We start from the raw sequence: 20,502 nt of genomic DNA on the forward strand, positions 1-20,502 counted from the left end.
TTTAGTCATATGGAATAAGCGCCACTGAAATGGTGACATTCCCTGACTTTTTCTTCACAAGTTCAAGCGTATCAGCACCGCTGTATAACATAGCAGCAGGTTCACTAACGCCATATGCACCTGTATATTTAAAGACAGTATCTGAAGGCTGTTGGATACTTATGCTGTTTAGCTCTTGGGGCGAATAATAGACAAACTCCCAGCCGTACTTAGACGCCACTTCTAGCAGCCCTTCTTCATCTTTCTTTAACTCTATTGTACATAATGCTTTTACGCTTTTCATTGAAAACTGAAGTTCAGCAAGCGTTTTTTCAATAACGGTTTCAATTTCCGCTGCGCTTGTTCCTCTGTTGCACCCCATCCCAATCGCCAGTACTTTTGGACGGTAAAGAACACCGTTTTCTAAGATCGCTTCTTCTTCTTTTTTTAAATTGCGATGCGTTACGACCAAGGCTGCATGTGGCGATGCTTCGAGAGCTGTCTGAATCGATGAGTACGTTTTAATGTTAGCTGGAACAGGGTGCTCATAGTGCCACCAGCCCTTTTCACCTGATTCTTGAACCACCGCTATTGCTTCTTCGTTTACTACAGAAGCGCTGACAGGGGTTAGCTTTTCTGCTGATTCCCACACCCATCCAAAGCGCTTACCAAATAAATCAACGGGAATCGTTTTTTGAACATCGGATGCTGTTGTAATAACAGGATGAGCTTCAAGTGCTGCCGCAACTTCACGCGTTAGCTCATTTGCTCCTCCGATATGACCTGAAAGCACGCTGATGACATTTTCGCCTTTATCATCAATGACAACAACCGCAGGGTCCGTTTTCTTATCTTTTAAAATAGGGGCAATCATACGTACAACTGCTCCCAGTGAAATAATAATAATAAGTCCTTTATACGATTCAAAAAGAGAAGGCAAGAGCATCCGCACGCTTCCTGAAAACAGCTGAATGTTCTGTTCTCTTTCGTCTCCTTTTTCAAACTTGCTCATGTAATACACATCGGACTGCTGAAAAGTGCGGCCTAGATTTCTTGCAATTTCTACGCCATGCTTCGTGATGGCCACGACAGCATAATCCCCGCGCTGTGTAATGAGAGCTTTTTTTCCTTCTTGGAGTTGAATCATTCCGACTTCACTCCTCTTCGAAAGCCATGGGTAAATGTTTTATCATAAAGTTTTGATCGATAATCTTTGTCATGAATGTGGGGGTCAAGGGCCCAGCCTGCCAAAATCATCGCCTGCTTACGAATGCCGTTTGTTCGCATAGCATCATCCAGGTCTTTTACCGTCGTGCGAACAATTTTTTCATCTGGCCACGTTGCTTTATAGACTACTACAACCGGCGTGTCCTCACTCCAACCGGCGCTTATAAATTCTTTCATTACTTTTTTTGTGAGCGTCGCACTTAAAAATAAAGCAATGGTACATTTATGTTTTGCTAAATCAGTTAATTTTTCAAACTCAGGTACAGGCGTTCTTCCTTCAGCACGAGTTAAAATAACCGTTTGAGTCAAATCTGGAATGGTTAATTCTGCTTCAGCCGCTGCTGCTGCAGCAAATACGGAGCTGACTCCCGGAACAATTTCAATATCAACGCCTTCTCTTTTTAAAAGCACCATTTGTTCCATAATGGCTCCGTACATAGCCGGATCTCCGGTATGAACTCTTACAACCATTTTTCCTTCACGCATGCGATCAAGCATCGTACTGACCATTTCTTCTAAATGCATACCAGCTGTTTTTAACACTTCAGCTCCTGGTTTAGACTTAGCAACTAGCTCTTCACTTACTAGTGAGTCAGCGTATAAAACAACATCTGCCTGCTGAAGTAATTTTAAGCCTTTTACGGTAATTAAATCTGGATCTCCGGGTCCAGCTCCGATTATGTATAACTTCATTTTCGCACCACCATTAGCGTTAAGTATTGTAAATCGGCTCCTTCTAGTTCTGAAGCTTTCCAAATAATTTCTTCATCTGACGTTACTTTTGTTACCACCGATGCTTTTTCAAGCAGATCAAGCTCTTTTAAAAGGCCGACCATAAAATCGATGACTTTAGCCACTTTAATAAAAATAACGCAGTCGTTTTCCACCAATACTTTTTTCATTGTTTCATAATCTTCACGAGCAGGAACAATGGCCACATGTTCATCACCGTCTGCTAATGGAATGCCTAAGCGAGACGCAGCCCCGTTAATAGATGAAATACCAGGAATTACTTGAATAGGAGCTTGAGGGTGACGTTCTTGCATCAGGCGCATCATGTGAATAAACGTGCTATAAAGCATAGGATCTCCCTCTGTCACAAATGCTACATCTTTTCCCTCCTGGAGCTTTTCCCATACTCGTTCCACTGTTTCGGTCCATTTTTTCTCTAAAATAGCAGGATCTTTTGTCATTGGAAACACAAGGCCTAGCATGTCTTTTTCATTTGCACTGAAATAGACATCAATAATTTTTTGGGCGTAGCTTTTGCTTCCTTTTTGCTTTTTTGGGTACGCAATAACGGGTGATTCTTTTAATTTACGAAATGCTTTTACTGTAATCAATTCTGGATCTCCTGGTCCAACTCCAAGTCCGTACAATGTTCCAATCATGTTCATTCTCCTCTTTTGGCTGTAATAATATAAATGGGGTTTAAAGCGTCAAATCGTGTTAAGTGTAAAATTGGCTTGCTTCTTGAAACTTGTGCAAGGGTAACAGCAGTCTCAAATCCTCGCTCTTTAAAAGCTTTCATCGCTTCTGCCAAATTTTCAATCGTTACGGCATTTAATACGATGCGCCCTCCTGAATTTAATCGGCTGCAGCACACGTCTAAAATGGTTTCCATGCCTCCTGCTGTCCCTCCAATAAACACCGCATCAGGATCAGCAAACTCACCTAACCCTTCCGGTGCTTTTCCGTGCACAGTATGGGCATCTACTCGAAATTTCGCTAGATTTCCCCTGCAGTTTTCCAAGTCTGCTTCGTTTTTTTCCACAGCAAAAATTTGTCCTTCACGCGCAATTTTAGCTGCTTCAATCGCGACTGAACCTGTACATGTTCCGATATCCCATACGACGCTGTCTCTCTTTAGCTGCAGGGCACTAATACTAAGTGTACGAACTTCTTTTTTAGTAATAAGTCCCTTGTCCGGCTTGCGTTGAATAAATTCATCGTCCTCTATTCCGAGAGGCCAGACTGGACTTTTTTCTACCTGTTTTAATATCACGACATTAAGCGGAGAAAAGAGTTGATTCGCCGCTTCTTCCAGCGAAAGCAGCTGACAGCGCTCCGCCTCTCCACCTAGATTCTCTGCCACAAACATCTTGTATTCTGTCATGCCGAATGATAACAAGTAGTTTGCCAGAGCACTAGGAGAATTTTGCTCATCGGTTAAAATCGCCACTTTTTTATAACCGTCAATGCGCTGAGCCAGCCCTTTTATACTTCTGCCGTGCACGCTTGTAAAATAAGCGTCTTGCCATCGCTCTTTTAGACGTGAGAATGCAAGCTGAATAGAACTTAAATAAGGATATATTTCAACGTCTAGCTTCGCAGAAAGATAGCTTCCAATTCCGTAAAATAACGGATCGCCTGAGGCTAACACAACCGCATTTCCTTCTTCGTTTTTTAAACGTTCAACAAGGGAAGAAAGACCTCCTTCAATGGCTACTTTTTCTCCTTCGAAATCTTGAAAAAAGTCAAGGTGACGCTTTCCTCCAATTAGCACATCACTTTCATACACCCACTGTTCATACATAGGAAGTAGACTTAACTTCCCGTCGTCACCAATTCCAATAATTTTAATTGCCATGTTGCACCGCCTGTCCTAAAAAATCTCCTTTTAATGTGTAAAGAGACGTATCGACATCGATTCCGTCCCCTACTTCCTTTAATGCTGATAAGCAGCAGTACTCGCACAGTTTTTCGAAAAACTGATGATGACCGCTTTGCGTCATTAAATCTCCCACTTGAGAAGCTGTGTTTGCGCCTTTTATTTCCTCTACCAGTTCAGCAGAAGCGCCTGACTCAGAAGCTGCTTTTGCTAAAAAATTAAAATCAATAGGTGCACTTTTTGAATGAACCATCATAACGCCTTGCGCGACTTTTGAAAACTTTCCCATCATGCCTACGAGCGACACTTTTTTCATTCCTTGCTTTTTACATTGTTTTAACGTAAATCCAACAAAATCTCCCATTTCGATAAATGCTTCTTCCGGAAGTTCTGGGAACTGTTTCATTCCATATTTTTCGCTTCGTCCCCCTGTCGTAATGACAACGTGCTCACAATTACTCGCTTTAGCAACGCTAATGGCCTGCACGATACTTGCTTTATAAGCAGCTGTTGAGAACGGAACAACAATTCCCCGCGTCCCCAGTATCGAAATGCCTCCTAAAATACCTAGACGCGCATTTAATGTCTTTTTCGCCATTTCTTCTCCTTCAGGAACCGAGATGACAATCTTAACGCCTTTTTGTATGTTGTATTGGGCTAGAAGCTGTTCAGCCGTTTCTTTCAGCATCTTTCTTGGCACAGGGTTAATGGCTGCTTCACCGACAGGAACTGGGAGACCGGGCTTTGTCACACGCCCTACTCCGACTCCTCCATCAATGATAATGTCTGCACCATTACACCACGAAACTTCAGAAATAATCAGCGCTCCGTGCGTGGCATCGGGATCATCTCCAGCATCTTTAATGATGCTGGCTACAGCGCTGCTTGTGCGATACTCGCATTCTTCAAGATGAAACGTAGCAAAGCGACCAACAGGCAAGTAAATCGTTGACTCCTCTTGCACTTCTCCTGAAATTAGCGTAAGCAGAGCTGCTCTCGTAGCTGCCGTTGCACAAGCGCCCGTCGTATAGCCTTCTCTGAGTTTCTTAGGTTCTTTTGGTACTTCCTTCATGCGTTACACCTGATCTGCAAGAATTGAAATTGCATTTAATGCAGCAACCGTTACCGTACTGCCGCCTTTTCGCCCGATGTTTGTAATAAACGGCACGTCAAGTTTGGCAAGTTCTTCTTTCGATTCAGCCGCTGAAACAAACCCTACCGGCAGACCAATAACAAGCCCAGGCTTCGCTTCTCCTTCTTTAATCAAACGAATTAACTCAAGTAACGCTGTCGGTGCGTTCCCAATTGCAAAAATCCCGCCGTCTGCTTCTTTAATTGCTTTTCGCATAGAAATAATTGCACGCGTTGTATTTAAGCGCTTTGCTTCTTCCATTACGTCCGGATCTGAAATATAAACTTTGATTTCACCGCCGTGTTTTTCAATTCGCTGCTTGTTTGTTCCTACTTGCACCATTTGTACATCCGCAACCACTTGCTTGCCGCTGCGAATGGCTTTAATTCCTGCTTGAATCGCATCTGGATGAAACAGCATACTGCGTCCAAGCTCAAAGTCTGCAGACGCGTGAATTACTCGCTGAACAATTGGGTACTGTTCATCTGTAAACGGATGAGGTCCAAGCTCTTCTGTAATCATTTCAAAACTTTTTCCTTCAATTTGCTGAGGCTGAACAGTTAACGGTTTAAATTCTGTACGAAAATCCATCTCAATCAACTCCTAGTTTGGTTTACTAAAGCATGAACCACTTCTTCAAACATGGAATACACGGTCCCATACTCAATTTTCGGTCGCCCAATCATAATGATATCTAAGCCTAACTCTTTAGCTGCTTCCACTTTTTCATCCACAGATCCAACTTTTCCGCTTTCTTTTGTGACCATGACCGTCACTCCGTATTGCTTATAAAGCGCTTGATCAAACTCTTTTGTAAACGGACCTTGAATAGCAATAATATTTTTTTGCGGCAATCCTAACTGCTGACACTTTTCCATATTATCCAGCCTTGGAAGCATACGAGCAACAAGCCGTACATCTGAAAGAGGAAGGAGCTTTTCTGTAAAAACCTGCAGCGTCTTGCTGCCTGTTGTCAGCATAATAACTCCTTTTTTCTCAGCTGCTACTTCAGCTGCTTCTTCATACGTAGAAACCATCGTCATATTGTCGTAGGTAAAAGCCTGCGAAGCCCGCTCATAGCGTATGTAAGGAATCGATGTTTCAGCAGCCGCACCGATGGCGTTTTTAGATGCTTCTTCGGCAAAGGGGTGACTTGCATCCACAATAGCTTTTACACCATGTTCGTTTATAAAAGTCATCATATCTTCTTGTGTGAGACGTCCAATTTTCACTTTCACTTCTGCTCGCTGTAATTCGATTGCTGCATTGTCGGTTACAACCGTCGCCGTAACGTCGTAACCTTCTTTTTTCACTTGAACAGCTAATGCACGTGCATCGCTAGTTCCCGCTAACAATAAAATCATTTTAACTCGCCGACCTTATCTTCATGGTGGTGATGGTCATGATGGTGATCGTGGTGATGGTGCCCGTGATCATGATCATGATCATGATCGTGATGATGATGGTGATCAATATGCTCCATAATGCCGAGGCGATATTGACATGTATCGCAGTTCATTTTCACTTCGCCTTCTAATCCTTCTTCAGCACGTTCTTTTAAAATTGTCTGCAGTTTTGGATGAAAACCGAAATAGCCGGCTAGCTTAAACTCAATGTTTTCATGCTGCATTTTATACTGCTTCACCATTTCTTCCAAACGCTTAATTAGTACTCCTGTAAATAAGAAATACGGAAGAATAACCACTTTTTTAGCGCCCAGTTTTAAACATCGTTCCACTCCTTCATCAATCAATGGAGCGGTCACGCCCATAAAAGAAGTTTCGACGATTTTGTAGTTTGTTTTTTCCCAAAGAAGGCGCGTAATTTTATATAAATCACTGTTTGCATCAGGATCGCTTCCTCCTCGCCCTAAGACAATAACAGCCGTGTCTTCAGCTGGAGTTTCTAAATTTTCTCCTGATTCTTGTAATCTCGTTTTTAAAATTTCAAGGGCTTCTTCATGAACGCCAATGGGACGTCCGTACACGAAGTTTACGTGTGGATATTTTTCCTTAGCTTCATCTATAGCCGCCGGAATATGTATTTTTGAGTGGCCAGCTGGCAAGAGCATAATTGGAACTACAACTACATCTGTCGCTCCTTTTGCCACACATGTATCAATGCCTTGACTTACATTCGGACGTTCAAACTCTAGAAAACACGTTTCTACTAAAATAGATGGGTCCCAATCATGCTTCATAGTCGAGATAAACTCGCGAATTTGATCGTTCCCTTCAGGATCTCTACTTCCATGACCGACAAATAAAACTGATTTCATATAATGCCCTCCCATTTTTAATCTCCACACGGAGCTGGTTCTACTTTTATTTTTGGTGTTATATCTTGATAGTCGAATCCATAAACATTCTTCACACGCTTAAAGAATTTATGAAACCGCTCATTTGGATGACCTTTTTCTTTATATTCATGGACAATGTTCTCCACTATTTCAACAATGTCATCGGGCGCTATGCCTTCCGCCACAATTTGACCTGAATGGGCGTTTCGTCCAACCGTTTTAGCCCCTAAAAATAAGTCAAACGCACCTTTTCTGTAGACAATGCCGATATCTTCTTGAACAGCACCGTAACAGGCCATACCGCATCCATTAATACCAAGCTTCAGCTCTTTTGGCATGTCCATTCCACCGAGACGCTTTTGTAATTGTTCCGTATGCGGGATGGCGTCACTTTTTTCTCCATCACAAAAATCACACGCTTTAATTGTAAACACGTCTCCGACTGGAGATAGTAAAAAGGAAGCTGATTGGAGCTTTTTAATAATCACATCTGGCTGAGCCGTTGGAATTTGCAGTTTGATTTGATGGTCAGGCGTATACTCCATCGTACCTTTTTCACCAACAACTTCTGCTAGTGTTGTCATTTGAACGGGCGTAAACTTCTTATTCGCAAGCCCTGGACTAACTGCCACTTCAAAAATAGACTCAATTGGCTGGTGTACGACCGGTGAAGTAGTTTCACCTAAAATTGCTTGAAGCGCTTCTTCTGCCAGAGCTCGTGAAGCTGCTTTTTCTTCTTTTGTATTCTGAACATCTTCAATAGCTGAAGCCGTTTGCTTTACAGTCTCCTCTTGATCAAGAGCCCATGGTTCTGCTTCTTTTCGAAGTCGCTGATGCGGTCTTAGCGGCTGCTCTGTTTGGTTGAGGGTATATTTCCGCTGATACCCGCGCGGTGTAATCATTAAGTCATCGTAAAAGAACGTAGATGAATTTCCGACAACAACGGTAGTCAGCATGCCTATTTCATGATTTAACATGTCTTTTAAATTGGTCATTACCACTTCTTCACGGTCACGATAAGCGCTTTTCACAAGACCAACAGGCGTATCGGGGGAACGGTATTTTAATAAAATCCTTTGCGCTTCCACAATTTGTCTTGTGCGTCTTCCGCTTTTCGGATTATAAAAAGCTACTACAAAATCTGCTTGTGCAGCTGCTTCGATTCGTTTTTCGATTAACTCCCAAGGCGTAAGGTGGTCACTTAAACTAATCGTACAGGCATCATGCATCACGGGCGCCCCAAGGAGAGATGCGCATGAATTAATAGCCGAAATGCCAGGAATCACTTCCAGCTCTACGCCCGTTTCTTTTTTCCATCCTTTTTCAATCAACACTTCATACACAAGGCCGGCCATTCCGTATACTCCTGCATCTCCGCTTGAAATGACCGCCACGGTTTTTCCCGCTTCAGCTTGCTTTACGGCTTCTTGTGCACGGCTTACTTCTTCGGTCATTCCTGTACTAATAATTTGCTGATTCGTTAATAGTCCTTGAATTAATTCCACATAGGTTTTATAACCAATGATCATATCACTTTCTTGAATGGCTTCTCTTGCTCGCTGTGTAATATGTTCAAAGCTTCCTGGGCCGAATCCAATAACTAACAGTTTACCTTTCATGCTAGCTCCTCCTTTATGCGTTACTTTTTACTTTGTCAATTCCTTCTATGGAGTCACTCTTTTCCGGAGAAACAAAACCGTTTTGATCATATTCATAAATAAGTGATTCCTTTATACTGCAGCCTCCTGCTAAATGTTCTTCAACAATTCGATGAGCTACGTTTTCAGTGACCTGCTTGTACCAATCTCCTGAAGGGTACACGATAGCTACAGGAGCATCTTTGCATCTTCCGTTACAGCGCGTACGGGTTGTGTGAACCGCTTCATCTAGATTCAGTTCAGTCACTTTATTTCGAATAGCTTGCGTGGCTTCTTCTCCACCTTTTCTCATACAGCTGCTTCCATTACAAATCAATACGTGATGTTTTGTTCCATTTAAGTTCCACGTCGTCACACTTATTCGCTCCTTTACTAAAAAAACGCCTCTATCAATGATAGAGGCGCAGAAAAATTCAAACTAAGTTTTTGCACTTCCACCTATATCCCGTAGGGTAAGCTTCGCATTAAAAAAAGGCTGGTTTCCTGACTTCGATTCATCACTTGATTGCGCCTTCCCGAATACAGTGGCATATGCAATCAGCTCCTCTTCACAGTGGCGGGTACCGCGCTGGCTTCACACCAGACTTCCCATTTAACGCAATGTGAGCATTGCGCACCTTTTTTGCACGATATGTAGTTTTGTGCTACGAGAAAAACCCGCTTCGCTAATATGCGAGCAGGTAAAACGTCAGAATAAAAGTGTACACGAATGCCACTTTAAGCCAACGTTTCCCTTCCCGCTCCCCGGAGAAATAGAAACTTCACAATAAAGACAGGTCTCCTGACTTGTGTATCATTCTACTTGAGAACCTTCCCGTGATTTTTCCACAGTGGTTATACTCGTTCGTCCACACTTACAGTTGCGGGGGCAGTACTGGTCTTTCACCAGTTTCCCTATTAAGCCTTCTTGGCATCTTTACTGTTGCTGTTTGATATATATGAACCTTTTAAACTATCAGAATAATAGAAGTAACTACCATATCATAGCGTACATTTTTTTTTATTTCAACTCTATTCTTTTCGTAAGATACAAGAAGCTATAAAAAAAACAAGAGCATAAAGTCAGCTCTTGTTTTTTCATTATATAGCTACTAATGTTAAATGAGGATCATTATAATACACGACTTCTGAAAGAACTTTACAGCCATTTGTTTTTGCAAAAGCTTCTCTCGCCTGCGTTTCAGTTTCAAATTCAAACATTTTCATTTCTTTTCCAGCATATACCGTCAGTACCCACATGAAAAGATTCGCCTCCGATTATTGTAGTGATCGCTATATCCACATTATGACGAAACCATATCCTTTTGAAAACCCATTCTACAAAACTTGTCACAAGAAACTTTTAAAAATTTAAAAACATTTTAACTTCTGTAAATGAACAAAATGTACAAAAGGTTTAAGCCGTATTATACCTCTTTAAAAAAGGTGCTTTTTTTACCAACTGTTGCTTCACCAGTAAAAATATATATAGTATTTATTAAAAAAAGAAGCCGGACAGCCGGCTTCTTTTTTAGGAAAGGAAAGTACAGACATCACAGTCCCGTCCTGCTCTTTGTTTTGCATAAAAATACACTAATTAAATATTCCTTTCTTAAAGCAGAACCATGTTCGATTGCACATAGTGGTAAAGAATCTTGTACGTATGGTTCAATGAATCTTGATGCGTTCTCTCAAACGCATGAGAAGAATCAATTCCTGGACCAATTAAGCCGTGTACGATGTCATGCCCGGCACGAATAGCAGCAGAAGCATCTGATCCGTAAAACGGATAAATATCTAATTTGTACTGAATATCATGCTGCTTAGCTAGCTCCACCAAATGCTTTCTCAAACCGTAATGATATGGGCCGCTTGAATCTTTTACACAAATAGACACGGTGTATTCATCAGTAGATTGTCCATCTCCCATGGCACCCATATCGACCGCTAAGTATTCTACCGTTTGAGGCGTAATATTCGAATTTCCTCCGTATCCAATTTCTTCATTATTTGAAATAAGAAAGTGCGTAGTGTATGGCAGTTCGATCTGCTCTTCTTGAATTGTTTTCATGAGCTGAAGCAATAAAGCTACGCTTGCTTTATCATCGAGATGACGAGATTTAATAAAACCGCTTTTTGTTATTTCTACACGAGGATCAAACGAAACAAAGTCGCCGACTTCAATTCCAAGACTGCGAACATCTTCTGCGCTATGTACTTTTTCATCCAATCGAATTTCTATATTATCTTGATTTCGCTCAGCTTTACCTGCATCTTTATACACATGAACAGATGTTTGATGCATAAGGATGGTCCCTGTAAATACTTCTCCTGCTGACGTTTCGATTTCACAATATTCTCCTTCAATGGAATTGTAGCGGAACCCTCCAATCAAGTCGATTTTCAGACGTCCACTCGGTTTGATTTCTTTTACCATAGCACCTAATGTATCGACATGAGCCGTCAGCATGCGGTGATGATCCGTATCTTTACCGGGAATAGTAGCGACTAAGCCTCCTTTTCGATTGCGATACGTTTGAATATTTAGCTCTTTTACATAGTCTTCGACAAATGAAATCACCTTTTCTGTATTTCCAGAAGGACTGGGAATCGAAACAAGCTTTTTAATTAACTGAACAGTTTCCGTCATTATGACACTTCCTTTGTCTCTCATTTCTTTTATTTTACCATATGTTTCAAAAAAGATAACAGGCAGCTCCAAACAAAAAAGCCAGGCAGCTGCCCGGCTTTTTTGTTTTAAGCTATGTTTGATTTCTTTAATTCATTTGTGTAATTTAATGATTTTTGCTTATCAAACTCGCCTTCAGACTTGGACATTACAATTGCAGCTAAAGCATTTCCTACTACGTTAACTGTGGTACGCATCATATCAAGAATGCGGTCAATTCCTGCAATAAATGCCATGCCTTCAAGAGGGAAGCCCATAGATTCAAGCGTAGCAAGTACAACTACAAACGATGCCCCTGGTACACCAGCCATCCCTTTTGAGGTTAACATTAACACAAGAAGGAGCTGAATTTGATCCATAATGGAAAGGTCAATGCCGTACATTTGAGCAATAAACAGCGATGCCAGCGCCTGATAAATGGTTGAACCATCTAAATTAAACGTGTAGCCTGTTGGAATAACAAACGATGTAACCGATTTAGAACAACCGAAGTCTTCCATCTTTTTGATAAGAGATGGTAAAACGGCTTCTGAACTTGCTGTTGTAAAAGCAAGAAGCAGCTCGTCTTTTAACACTTTTATGAGCGTAAACATGCTTGTTCCAGCCATTTTAGCAATAATTCCAAGAACCACAAGCACAAAGAAAATCATGGTGAAGTAAACGGCGAACACTAATTTCCCTAATGGAATAAGTGATCCGACACCAAACTTTATAATATTAACACCAATAAGTGCAAATACACCTACTGGAGCAAATTTCATCACCAAATTAGTTACCCAAAACATTGCATCCAAGACGCCTTCAAAAAAGGCTAAAACAGGTTTTCCTCTCTGTCCAATCGAAGCTACGCCTACACCAAACAGTACGGAAAATAAAATGATTGGTAAAAGATCGCCTTCTGCTACCGACTGAAAGACGTTTGTCGGAACAATATGAAGAAGCTCCTGAGCAATCCCTGTACTTTCAGACGTTTTTGCCGTTGCCTCATATTGAGAAATATCGCTTTTTTCAATATGTCCCATATCAACCCCTGCACCAGGGTGGAATAAGTTCGCGGCAATAATCCCCACTACAATCGCAATGGTTGTAACAATTTCAAAATAAAGAATTGTTTTTCCGCCAAGCTTACCTAATTTTTTGATATCGCCTACTCCTGCGACCGCTACGATTAATGCTGAAATCACGATCGGTACGACAATCATCTTAATTAAATGAATAAATATGTCTCCAATTGGCTGTAAAATAGAAATGGCCGTATCGCTTCCGTAAAAGATAGCACCTACAGCTACGCCTAAAATCAGTCCAATTAGAATCTGAGTTGCTAGACCTAACCTTTTCACTTTCTTGCTCCTTTCGCACAGTTGACTTTCACCCATCGAGCATATGCGGTTCAACGAACCGTGTATAAATATACATCCTTACAGCACCTTATGTAAACAGTTCTTTACTAAAAAAATGTAAGGCCGCACATGCAAATTTTTAAAACTTACAGTTCTGTTTTATCATATCAAATGATTGTTGTATACCGAGATTTTTTCGCTGCGTATTTTTCTATTTTTGCTATTTTAGCGAATAAATTAAAAAAATAAAATTTTATATTGAAATATACATTTTAGGTTAGTATAATACGATACATGTTTATTTTTATTATTCGAATATAAAATTCTGAAAATTTTAATTATTCAACACGATAATAAAAAGCATTTATAATTTTGGAGGTTTTAATGTGTCAAACAAAGTTCCTTTTTCATTTATAGTGGTTATTGGCTTTATGCTTTTTGCCCTATTCTTCGGCGCAGGTAATTTAATTTTCCCTGCAATGTTAGGTCAGTCTGCTGGAAGCAATATTTGGTCAGCAAATGCTGGATTTTTAGTAACGGGTGTAGGTCTGCCTCTGCTAGGCGTTCTCGCGTTTGGTTTTTCCGGAAAAGAGGATCTGCAGTCTTTAGCTAGTCGTGTACACCCAGCTTTCGGTATTATCTTTACTACGATTTTATACTTGGCAATTGGACCGCTTTTTGCAATGCCAAGAACGGGAAGTGTTTCGTTTGAAATTGGCGTTAAGCCTTTTTTATCAGAAAATTCAGGTCACCTTCCCCTTATCATTTTCACGGTAATTTTCTTTACGATTACGTGCTTTTTTTCGCTAAATCCTGCGAAAATTGTCGATTTAGTAGGAAAAGTTTTAACACCTATTAAATTAACGTTTATTGGAATATTGGTAGTTGTAGCCGTTGTGAACCCAATTGGAAAATTTGAAGCACCAAGCGAAGCTTATACAACGCACGCATTCTTTAAAGGCTTCCAAGAAGGTTATTTAACAATGGATACACTAGCATCATTTGTTTTTGGAATTATTATTATTAATGCAATTAAAGAAAAAGGAGCAAAGACCAACCGACAAATCATCACAATTTGTGCAAAAGCTACGGCTATCGCTGCCGTTATTTTGGCTCTTATTTATAGTGCATTGTCTTATATGGGTGCTTCAAGCGTATCAGAGCTTGGACGTCTTGATAACGGAGGTACGGTTTTGGCTGAAGTATCAAATTACTACTTTGGCTCTTACGGAGGAATTCTTTTAGGTCTGATGATTACCGTTGCTTGTTTAACAACAAGTGTAGGCCTTGTAACATCTTGTTCATCTTTCTTCCATAAGCTGTTTCCAAAGGTTTCTTATAAGTTGATTGCTGTCATTTTATCAGCTTTCAGCGCCGTTGTAGCAAATTTTGGCTTAACGGAATTAATCGCTATTTCGGTTCCAGTCTTAACAGCTATTTATCCGTTAGCTATTGTGTTAATTGCTTTAACATTCTTACATCCTTTATTTAAAGGACGTTCTGAAGTTTACCAAGTAAGCCTTCTGTTCACGTTTATCGTTAGTTTATTTGATGGCTTAAATGCTGCTGGATTCAAAATTGCCGCAGTAAACGATCTGTTTACATCGATTCTACCTATGTATGGAGTGGGTCTCGGCTGGGTAGTTCCTGCTATTGTAGGAGGATTAATCGGTCTTGGCATTACCTTCCTTCGTACAAATGATAATACGAACAGAAACACTTCAAGAAAATTGATTAAATAAAAAGAGGATGCAAATGCATCCTCTTTTTATTGTGGCGTTTTATGAATAAGGAGTTTTTTTCTCCGTTAACTTCACTTCTTCCTTTAACACACGTTTTTCATATAGATATTTATCCGTTCGTTGAAAATGATATTTATCAGCTTTTTCTTTTTCAGATGTGGTCAAAAGCACTCGAACATCAGAAGCAGCTGACACATCAAACGTGTCATTTTGATAAGTAGCATACGGAGCTACAAAAAACACTTCTTCAACAGCATCACGAGGAACTTCTTTTGTAAAAGTCGTGTCATTGTATGGAATGAATCCATTTGCTACATCGCCTTTATCATAGCTAATCAGCTTTACACACCCATTTTCCGTTTCATAACATTCGTAGTCTCGTTCATTATATGCTGCATACAAACCTTTTCGAATCATAAAAAAACATTCCTTTACATTGGTTTAGCAACCGCTGGTACAAATCGTTTTTCTTCTACCACGTAGGTAGCTAAAAGTACTTCTTCCCCATTTACCACTTGATATAGTTCCGCTCCGTTTGCTGGTGGATAATAGTTATCAAATTTGAACTCTGGAACGGTTTCCCCGTTTCGAGATCCTGTAAACCCATTAAGCGTACATGGAGGTCCATAATTATTACTAATTAATCCCTTTTAGTAGGTCTCAAAAATAAAACACACCATCTAAAATAGATGGTGTGTGAAGTATAGTAAGTAATTAAGAAATTTGTTTAAGTTCTGATGAGAGTTTTAGAAACTCTTCTTTATTTTTCATCAATAGCGTGCGGTCGATTTCTTCTTTTAGCTGTGCTTTACGAAATTCTGCAATCGCCTTGTCTAAAATCATCTCAGCGAATAATGCATCAAGCACCTTTCCGTTGGATTTTTGCGGTGAATTAAGTAAATTCTTTTTCATAAGAAATCAACTCCTTGGCTTTTTTATAATATAACACAAATATTCTGACTTTTCAATCATTTAAACCAAGTATTTTACATCTATTTTTTTCCACATAAAAAGGCCGCCCTTTTGTTATAAGGCGCGGCCTTTTATTACGAATCTGCGGCTTTTTCTTTTACTTCCGCATAGTAGTTTTCATATTCAATAAATTCAGGAGCTTGATGAGCTGCCATGATACCGTGGTAACTGATGTCTAAGCCCACTTCTTCTTCTTCTTCCGTAGATCGAAGCGGAACCACCAAGGAAATAACCTTTAACCCTATCCACGTCGTAACAAATCCCCAAGCGCATAGAGCAATTAATCCGAGAAGTTGAACACCTAATAACGTCCAGCTCCCTCCTGTAAACACACCGCCGTCTGTAGAAAATAAACCCACAGCCAACGTGCCCCATATTCCCGAAGCAGCGTGTACAGGAAAAGCTCCTACAGGATCGTCGATTTGACGTGCTTCGAGCCAGTTTGTAGCTGCCATCATTAATAAGCCGGATACAGCTCCAATAAAAATAGCAGATGGTGTATTAACAAAAGCGCACCCGGCCGTGATGCCGACAAGTCCGGCAAGCGATCCATTTATTACAGAAGGTGCATCTGAACGATTGTAGCGAAATAAAGTATAAAATAAAGTAGCTGCTCCCCCTGCTGCTGCTGATAACATTGTGACAATAGCAATGTGACCAATTCTAACGTCAGTGGCACTTAGCGTACTTCCTGCATTAAACCCGAACCATCCAAACCATAATAAAAAAGCACCCACTGATGCAAGCGGCAAATTGCTTGGAAGAGAAACAGAACTAATTCCATTTTTCGTGAACTTCCCTTTTCTCGGTCCAATCATTATTGCAGCTGCTAAAGCTGAAAAACCGCCTAAAGCATGAATAACTGCCGAACCGGCAAAATCAAGCATCCCTAACTTACTAATCCATCCGCCTCCCCAAATCCAGTGGCCGGCTATAGGATAAATAAATGTAGTCATTAAAATCGCATATAAAAGATATGCGCGGAAATTAATTCGTTCTGCCACCGCTCCAGAAACGATAGAAATGACCGCAATAACAAACGCACATTGAAACAGCCAAAATGTTTCAAGCCCAATTGGAATGTCAAGGTGCGATAAATTACCTGAGAGCGCAAAACCGCTTTTACCGACGATTCCGCCTAAATCATCTCCGTACATTAATCCAAACCCAATTAAATAGAAACAAAGCGTTCCTATTGTAATATCAGCGAATACTTTCATAATAATATTGACGCTATTTTTATAGCGGACAAAACCTGCCTCTAGCAAGGCAAAGCCGCCTTCCATTAGCAAAATCATCGCGGCTGTTAATACAACCCACGTTGTATTTATCCCTAAACTTAGTTCATTAACACTCATATCCCAACGCCTCCACTGCTTTTTAATCGTTTTATTTCTTGTACAATAGCAGGCGAAAGCGTAATTTCACTTGTTTCTTCATTTTCCGCTTTTATTAATTCAAGAACTTCATGAAGTTCTCGCATTTGTGCTTTAAGGTGATCAATTTTTTTAAAGCGTTCCTTTACGTATACCATATACTCGACCGCTTGATGCTGACTTAAAGGACGCCCGGTAAAAAATTTGCGAAACGGTGATAGTGATTGATACCAAGCTTCTTCAGCACGTTTCTTTTCTTCGTATTTACTAATTTTCGCTTTTATATCTTCTATTTCTTGTGCTTTAGCTTCTTTTAACTTCATTATAAATTCAATTAATTTTAATTGAGGCAATGTAATGACCACATTATGATAAAGTTCATCCACTATAACCATGTTATATCTCCTTACATAAGATGTTATATTCTGATTATATGTAGAACACTATAGTAAGTCAATGTAATTTTTTGAAAACTCTTTAAATAGTAAATGCGCCCTATCTTTTTAATACTTATAGAATATTAAGTTCGTATGTGTTGAAATATGACGTTATTTGTTTTATCGTAGGAAGAGGAATCATGTTAGTTCCCTATTTTAATTTTATTTACCTAGGCAATTATTCGCTTTATTTTTTATAAACTTTTATTAAACAAAGGGTTACGAGGTTCTTCACTTATTTTTTCAACGAAATGAGTTGATTTTATCTCGTATTAAAATTAAAATAGAATTATGTGCAAGATTTCACAACTTCACAATGTAGTTTGAAAGTCTAGCAGATAACTAGGAACTACATATGCAACAGTATCCAGCAAAGGAGGACTTTTCATGTCTCAATCAACTATTCAAAAATCAGCTGCAGAGGAAAATGCTGCTGTACAAACAGAAGCGGCGGTTAACAAAGGTCAAGCGGATGTGTTAGATCAATTGTTAAAGCCTGAAGTACAAGAAGCTCTTACTGTTCTTGTAGATAATTTACCAAAATTATCTGAAATGGTAACGGTGCTTACAAAAACTTACGACGTTGCGCAATCATTATTAACTGACGACGTATTAAAAGAAGATCTACTTGGTGGAGTAAAAGAATTTATCGAGCCAGTAGAAGGAACAGTAAAAGGTCTTGCAGCTACTGCAATCGAAGCAAACGATCGTGCAGAAGCAAATGCTTCTAATTCAATCGGTTTATTCGGTTTATTACGCATGCTTAAAGATCCACAAGCTCAAAAACTATTCCGCTTTGCACAAGCGTATTTAGACATTACAAACGAAAAACAAAAATAATTTTCATTAAAAAGTGTGGACGGAGGATCGACTATGTCAAAACATATTTTAATTTTAGGCGGCGGTTACGGTGGTTTATTAACTGCAATGACAGCTCGCCAACACCTAAGTGCGGATGAAGCAAAAATTACAGTAGTGAACCGTTTTGCTACTCACCAAATCATTACAGAATTACACCGTCTAGCTGTAGGCGGCGTTTCTGAACAAGCGGTAGCTTTACCACTTGATAAATTACTTAAAAACTACAACGTTGATTTAAAAATTGCAACGGTAAAAGAAATTTCACCAGATCAACGTGAAGTATCTCTTGAAGATGGTACAAAATTAAGCTACGACTACCTTGTTACAGCTTTAGGTAGTGAAACTGCTTACTTCGGTATCCCTGGTTTAGAAGAGCACAGCTTCGTTCTTAAATCAGTAAATGATGCAAACCGTTTACGTGCACACGTAGAAGCTTGTATCGCTGAATACAGCAAAACAAAAAATAAAGCTGACGGTACAATCGTAGTTGGCGGTGGCGGATTAACAGGTATCGAACTTGTTGGTGAATACGCTGACTTAATGCCAAGCCTATGTCTAAAACACGGTGTGGATCCAAAAGAAATTTCTCTATACTGTGTAGAAGCAGCTCCTACAGTTCTTCCAGGCTTCCCTGCTGAATTAGTAGAGCGCGCTCAATCAAGCTTAACAAAACGTGGCGTTACATTCGTTACTGGTACACCTGTAACAAAAATGGATGCTACAACTGTTGAACTTAAAGACGGCAGCAAAATTGAAACAAAAACAATGGTATGGACTGGCGGAGTTCAAGGTAACTCTGTAGTTGCTAACTCAGGTATCGAAGTAAACCGCGGTCGTGCACTTGTAAATGAATTCTTACAATCTACATCTCATAAAGATGTATTCCTTGCTGGTGACTCAGCGGTTGTAATGGGTCCAGAAGGTCGCCCTTACCCACCTACTGCTCAATTAGCTTGGCAAATGGGTGAAGTTGTAGGCGTGAACTTAGCAGTAGCTATTCGCGGCGGAGCAATGGAATCATTCGTTCCTGTCTTCTCTGGTACACTAGGAAGTCTTGGACGCAAAGATGCAATTGGTACAATCGGCGGAAACAAAACGCAATTAAAAGGTTTACCAGCATCACTTATGAAAGAAGCAAGTAACGTTCGTTACTTATCTCATATCAAAGGATTATTCGCATTAGCTTATTAATCCGTCTTAAAACGAAAGAGGAATTTCCCTCTTTCGTTTTTTTATTTACATAAGCCAAGAAATAAGAAGCGGAAGCGTAATCAACGATAAAATAGCACTAATGACAAAAGCAGAGGCCGTTTCGTTTTCCAAGCTTTCAAACCTCAAAGCAATCATCGCAGCTACAGCAGACCCAGGAAAAGCTACCAGTAAAATAGCTTTTGTCACTTCATCTGAAGACAGCCCTATCCATACTGCAATTCCGAGCATAACGATCGGTTGAACCGCTACTTTTAAGACAGCGATCCCAAGCGCGCCTTTACTGAAGTTAATTTTTCCAATTCCAATCGTTACTCCTACCGCAAACAAAGCTGCTCCGGATGTGATACTTCCAATTTGATCAAGCATATCCTGTAACAGTTTAGGTGACTGAAAGCCGCAAAGCGTTAAAATCACTCCAATTAACGGGACACATGCCAAAGGCTCAGATAGACCATGCAAAATAGAATGAACCGTTACTTTGAATAAACTTGTTTTCTCTTCCCCTTCTTTTCGTCCCCTTTGGCCAACGGTTCCCAAAATCGTTGCCAACGGATCTAAAATCGCGTTCACCACGATTCCTGTGATGGCAATTGGAATCGCTACTGCACCTGCACCAAACAAGCCTCCAAGTACCGGAATGCCCATAAAAGCAAACGTTGGCTGAGCTGAGTTTAGAGCAAACATAGAAGAAGAAGTTAGCGTATGCTTCCCTGCATACTTCACGATGAGCAATATAATGAGATAAAACCCGACGATGCCTAAAATCAGCACAACTAAAAACGGCCATTCATCTATGAGTGTTTTTCTTGGCGTTGTCGTCACACCTACAAATAAGTGTGCAGGAAGCGCAAACTTCGTTACTAATGTGTTAAGCCCCTTAGACGTTTGCTTGTCAAATTTTTTAAAATGCCCTGCTAAATAACCAAGCAAAATGACAAAAAAGATAGGCGCGAGAATGAGAAAAATTTGACCTATGCTCATTTATCAT

General features: G+C 40.1%; 21 protein-coding genes and 2 riboswitches. Of the genes, 3 read left to right on the plus strand and 18 right to left on the minus strand.

The window, feature by feature from the left end; genetic code table 11:
- Position 1: 1 nt before the first annotated feature.
- The 13 genes from MKX72_RS13185 to MKX72_RS13245 all read right to left on the minus strand — a co-directional run bounded on the left by MKX72_RS13185 (position 2) and on the right by MKX72_RS13245 (position 12,914).
- Entirely contained in the window at positions 2-1,126 is a 1,125-nt protein-coding gene (locus MKX72_RS13185; RefSeq protein ID WP_034269184.1) for a cobalt-precorrin 5A hydrolase, read from the minus strand.
- The gene (cobM, locus tag MKX72_RS13190) at positions 1,123-1,899 is read right to left on the minus strand and encodes a precorrin-4 C(11)-methyltransferase (RefSeq protein ID WP_033579167.1); all 777 of its coding nucleotides are present in this window, start codon (positions 1,897-1,899) and stop codon (positions 1,123-1,125) included. The genes MKX72_RS13185 and cobM overlap by 4 nt, the downstream gene beginning before the upstream one ends.
- Complete coding sequence (gene cobI, locus MKX72_RS13195; RefSeq protein WP_033579168.1) at positions 1,896-2,597, minus strand: precorrin-2 C(20)-methyltransferase; 702 nt, start codon at positions 2,595-2,597, stop codon at positions 1,896-1,898. Before cobI ends, cobM begins: the two co-directional genes overlap by 4 nt.
- A gap of 2 nt (positions 2,598-2,599) precedes the next feature.
- Entirely contained in the window at positions 2,600-3,796 is a 1,197-nt protein-coding gene (locus tag MKX72_RS13200) for a bifunctional cobalt-precorrin-7 (C(5))-methyltransferase/cobalt-precorrin-6B (C(15))-methyltransferase (protein ID WP_033579169.1), read from the minus strand.
- Positions 3,786-4,889, minus strand: a complete 1,104-nt coding sequence (locus MKX72_RS13205) for a cobalt-precorrin-5B (C(1))-methyltransferase (RefSeq protein ID WP_033579170.1) — start codon at positions 4,887-4,889, stop codon at positions 3,786-3,788. Before MKX72_RS13205 ends, MKX72_RS13200 begins: the two co-directional genes overlap by 11 nt.
- 3 nt (positions 4,890-4,892) lie before the next feature.
- Positions 4,893-5,540, minus strand: coding sequence for a precorrin-8X methylmutase (locus MKX72_RS13210; protein WP_013083415.1), 648 nt, complete (start codon positions 5,538-5,540; stop codon positions 4,893-4,895).
- A gap of 5 nt (positions 5,541-5,545) precedes the next feature.
- On the minus strand, positions 5,546-6,313 hold the full coding sequence (gene cobK, locus MKX72_RS13215; protein ID WP_155008067.1) for a precorrin-6A reductase: 768 nt from the start codon (positions 6,311-6,313) through the stop codon (positions 5,546-5,548).
- Positions 6,310-7,227, minus strand: a complete 918-nt coding sequence (locus MKX72_RS13220; RefSeq protein WP_155008066.1) for a sirohydrochlorin chelatase — start codon at positions 7,225-7,227, stop codon at positions 6,310-6,312. Before MKX72_RS13220 ends, cobK begins: the two co-directional genes overlap by 4 nt.
- Positions 7,228-7,244: 17 nt before the next feature.
- Positions 7,245-8,867, minus strand: coding sequence for a precorrin-3B C(17)-methyltransferase (gene cobJ / locus MKX72_RS13225; RefSeq protein ID WP_034269175.1), 1,623 nt, complete (start codon positions 8,865-8,867; stop codon positions 7,245-7,247).
- 13 nt (positions 8,868-8,880) lie between these two features.
- Entirely contained in the window at positions 8,881-9,261 is a 381-nt protein-coding gene (locus MKX72_RS13230) for a (2Fe-2S) ferredoxin domain-containing protein (RefSeq protein ID WP_033579174.1), read from the minus strand.
- A 101-nt stretch (positions 9,262-9,362) separates the two neighbouring features.
- A riboswitch (cobalamin riboswitch) is annotated at positions 9,363-9,542 on the minus strand.
- 118 nt (positions 9,543-9,660) lie between these two features.
- Positions 9,661-9,839, minus strand: a riboswitch (cobalamin riboswitch).
- A gap of 147 nt (positions 9,840-9,986) precedes the next feature.
- On the minus strand, positions 9,987-10,145 hold the full coding sequence (locus tag MKX72_RS13235; RefSeq protein ID WP_014459832.1) for a hypothetical protein: 159 nt from the start codon (positions 10,143-10,145) through the stop codon (positions 9,987-9,989).
- A 352-nt stretch (positions 10,146-10,497) separates the two neighbouring features.
- Entirely contained in the window at positions 10,498-11,535 is a 1,038-nt protein-coding gene (locus MKX72_RS13240) for a M42 family metallopeptidase (protein WP_155008065.1), read from the minus strand.
- Positions 11,536-11,642: 107 nt separating this feature from the next.
- A complete protein-coding gene (locus MKX72_RS13245; protein WP_033579176.1) occupies positions 11,643-12,914 on the minus strand; it encodes a cation:dicarboxylate symporter family transporter in 1,272 nt (423 codons plus the stop codon).
- 386 nt (positions 12,915-13,300) lie between these two features.
- Here MKX72_RS13245 and brnQ point away from each other — a divergent pair, with 386 nt between their 5' ends.
- Positions 13,301-14,656, plus strand: a complete 1,356-nt coding sequence (brnQ, locus tag MKX72_RS13250) for a branched-chain amino acid transport system II carrier protein (RefSeq protein ID WP_155008064.1) — start codon at positions 13,301-13,303, stop codon at positions 14,654-14,656.
- Positions 14,657-14,695: 39 nt separating this feature from the next.
- Here brnQ and MKX72_RS13255 read toward each other — a convergent pair whose 3' ends face one another.
- The 4 genes from MKX72_RS13255 to MKX72_RS13270 form a co-directional block, all read right to left on the minus strand.
- On the minus strand, positions 14,696-15,073 hold the full coding sequence (locus MKX72_RS13255; protein WP_155008063.1) for a hypothetical protein: 378 nt from the start codon (positions 15,071-15,073) through the stop codon (positions 14,696-14,698).
- A 297-nt stretch (positions 15,074-15,370) separates the two neighbouring features.
- On the minus strand, positions 15,371-15,568 hold the full coding sequence (locus tag MKX72_RS13260) for an IDEAL domain-containing protein (protein ID WP_013057324.1): 198 nt from the start codon (positions 15,566-15,568) through the stop codon (positions 15,371-15,373).
- Between the two features lie 134 nt (positions 15,569-15,702).
- The gene (locus MKX72_RS13265) at positions 15,703-16,986 is read right to left on the minus strand and encodes an ammonium transporter (RefSeq protein WP_033579177.1); all 1,284 of its coding nucleotides are present in this window, start codon (positions 16,984-16,986) and stop codon (positions 15,703-15,705) included.
- The gene (locus MKX72_RS13270; protein WP_028413111.1) at positions 16,983-17,399 is read right to left on the minus strand and encodes a hypothetical protein; all 417 of its coding nucleotides are present in this window, start codon (positions 17,397-17,399) and stop codon (positions 16,983-16,985) included. The genes MKX72_RS13265 and MKX72_RS13270 overlap by 4 nt, the downstream gene beginning before the upstream one ends.
- Positions 17,400-17,828: 429 nt before the next feature.
- Between MKX72_RS13270 and MKX72_RS13275 the strand changes: the two genes are divergently transcribed.
- Both MKX72_RS13275 and MKX72_RS13280 read left to right on the plus strand, forming a co-directional pair.
- The gene (locus MKX72_RS13275; RefSeq protein ID WP_013057327.1) at positions 17,829-18,281 is read left to right on the plus strand and encodes a DUF1641 domain-containing protein; all 453 of its coding nucleotides are present in this window, start codon (positions 17,829-17,831) and stop codon (positions 18,279-18,281) included.
- A gap of 33 nt (positions 18,282-18,314) precedes the next feature.
- Complete coding sequence (locus MKX72_RS13280; protein WP_013057328.1) at positions 18,315-19,493, plus strand: NAD(P)/FAD-dependent oxidoreductase; 1,179 nt, start codon at positions 18,315-18,317, stop codon at positions 19,491-19,493.
- Positions 19,494-19,538: 45 nt separating this feature from the next.
- On the opposite strand, the gene MKX72_RS13285 is transcribed toward MKX72_RS13280, so the two are convergent.
- Complete coding sequence (locus MKX72_RS13285; protein WP_034269159.1) at positions 19,539-20,495, minus strand: AEC family transporter; 957 nt, start codon at positions 20,493-20,495, stop codon at positions 19,539-19,541.
- Positions 20,496-20,502 lie beyond the last annotated feature (7 nt).

The organism is Priestia sp. FSL R5-0597, from assembly GCF_038006305.1.
GTDB lineage: Bacteria > Bacillota > Bacilli > Bacillales > Bacillaceae_H > Priestia > Priestia zanthoxyli.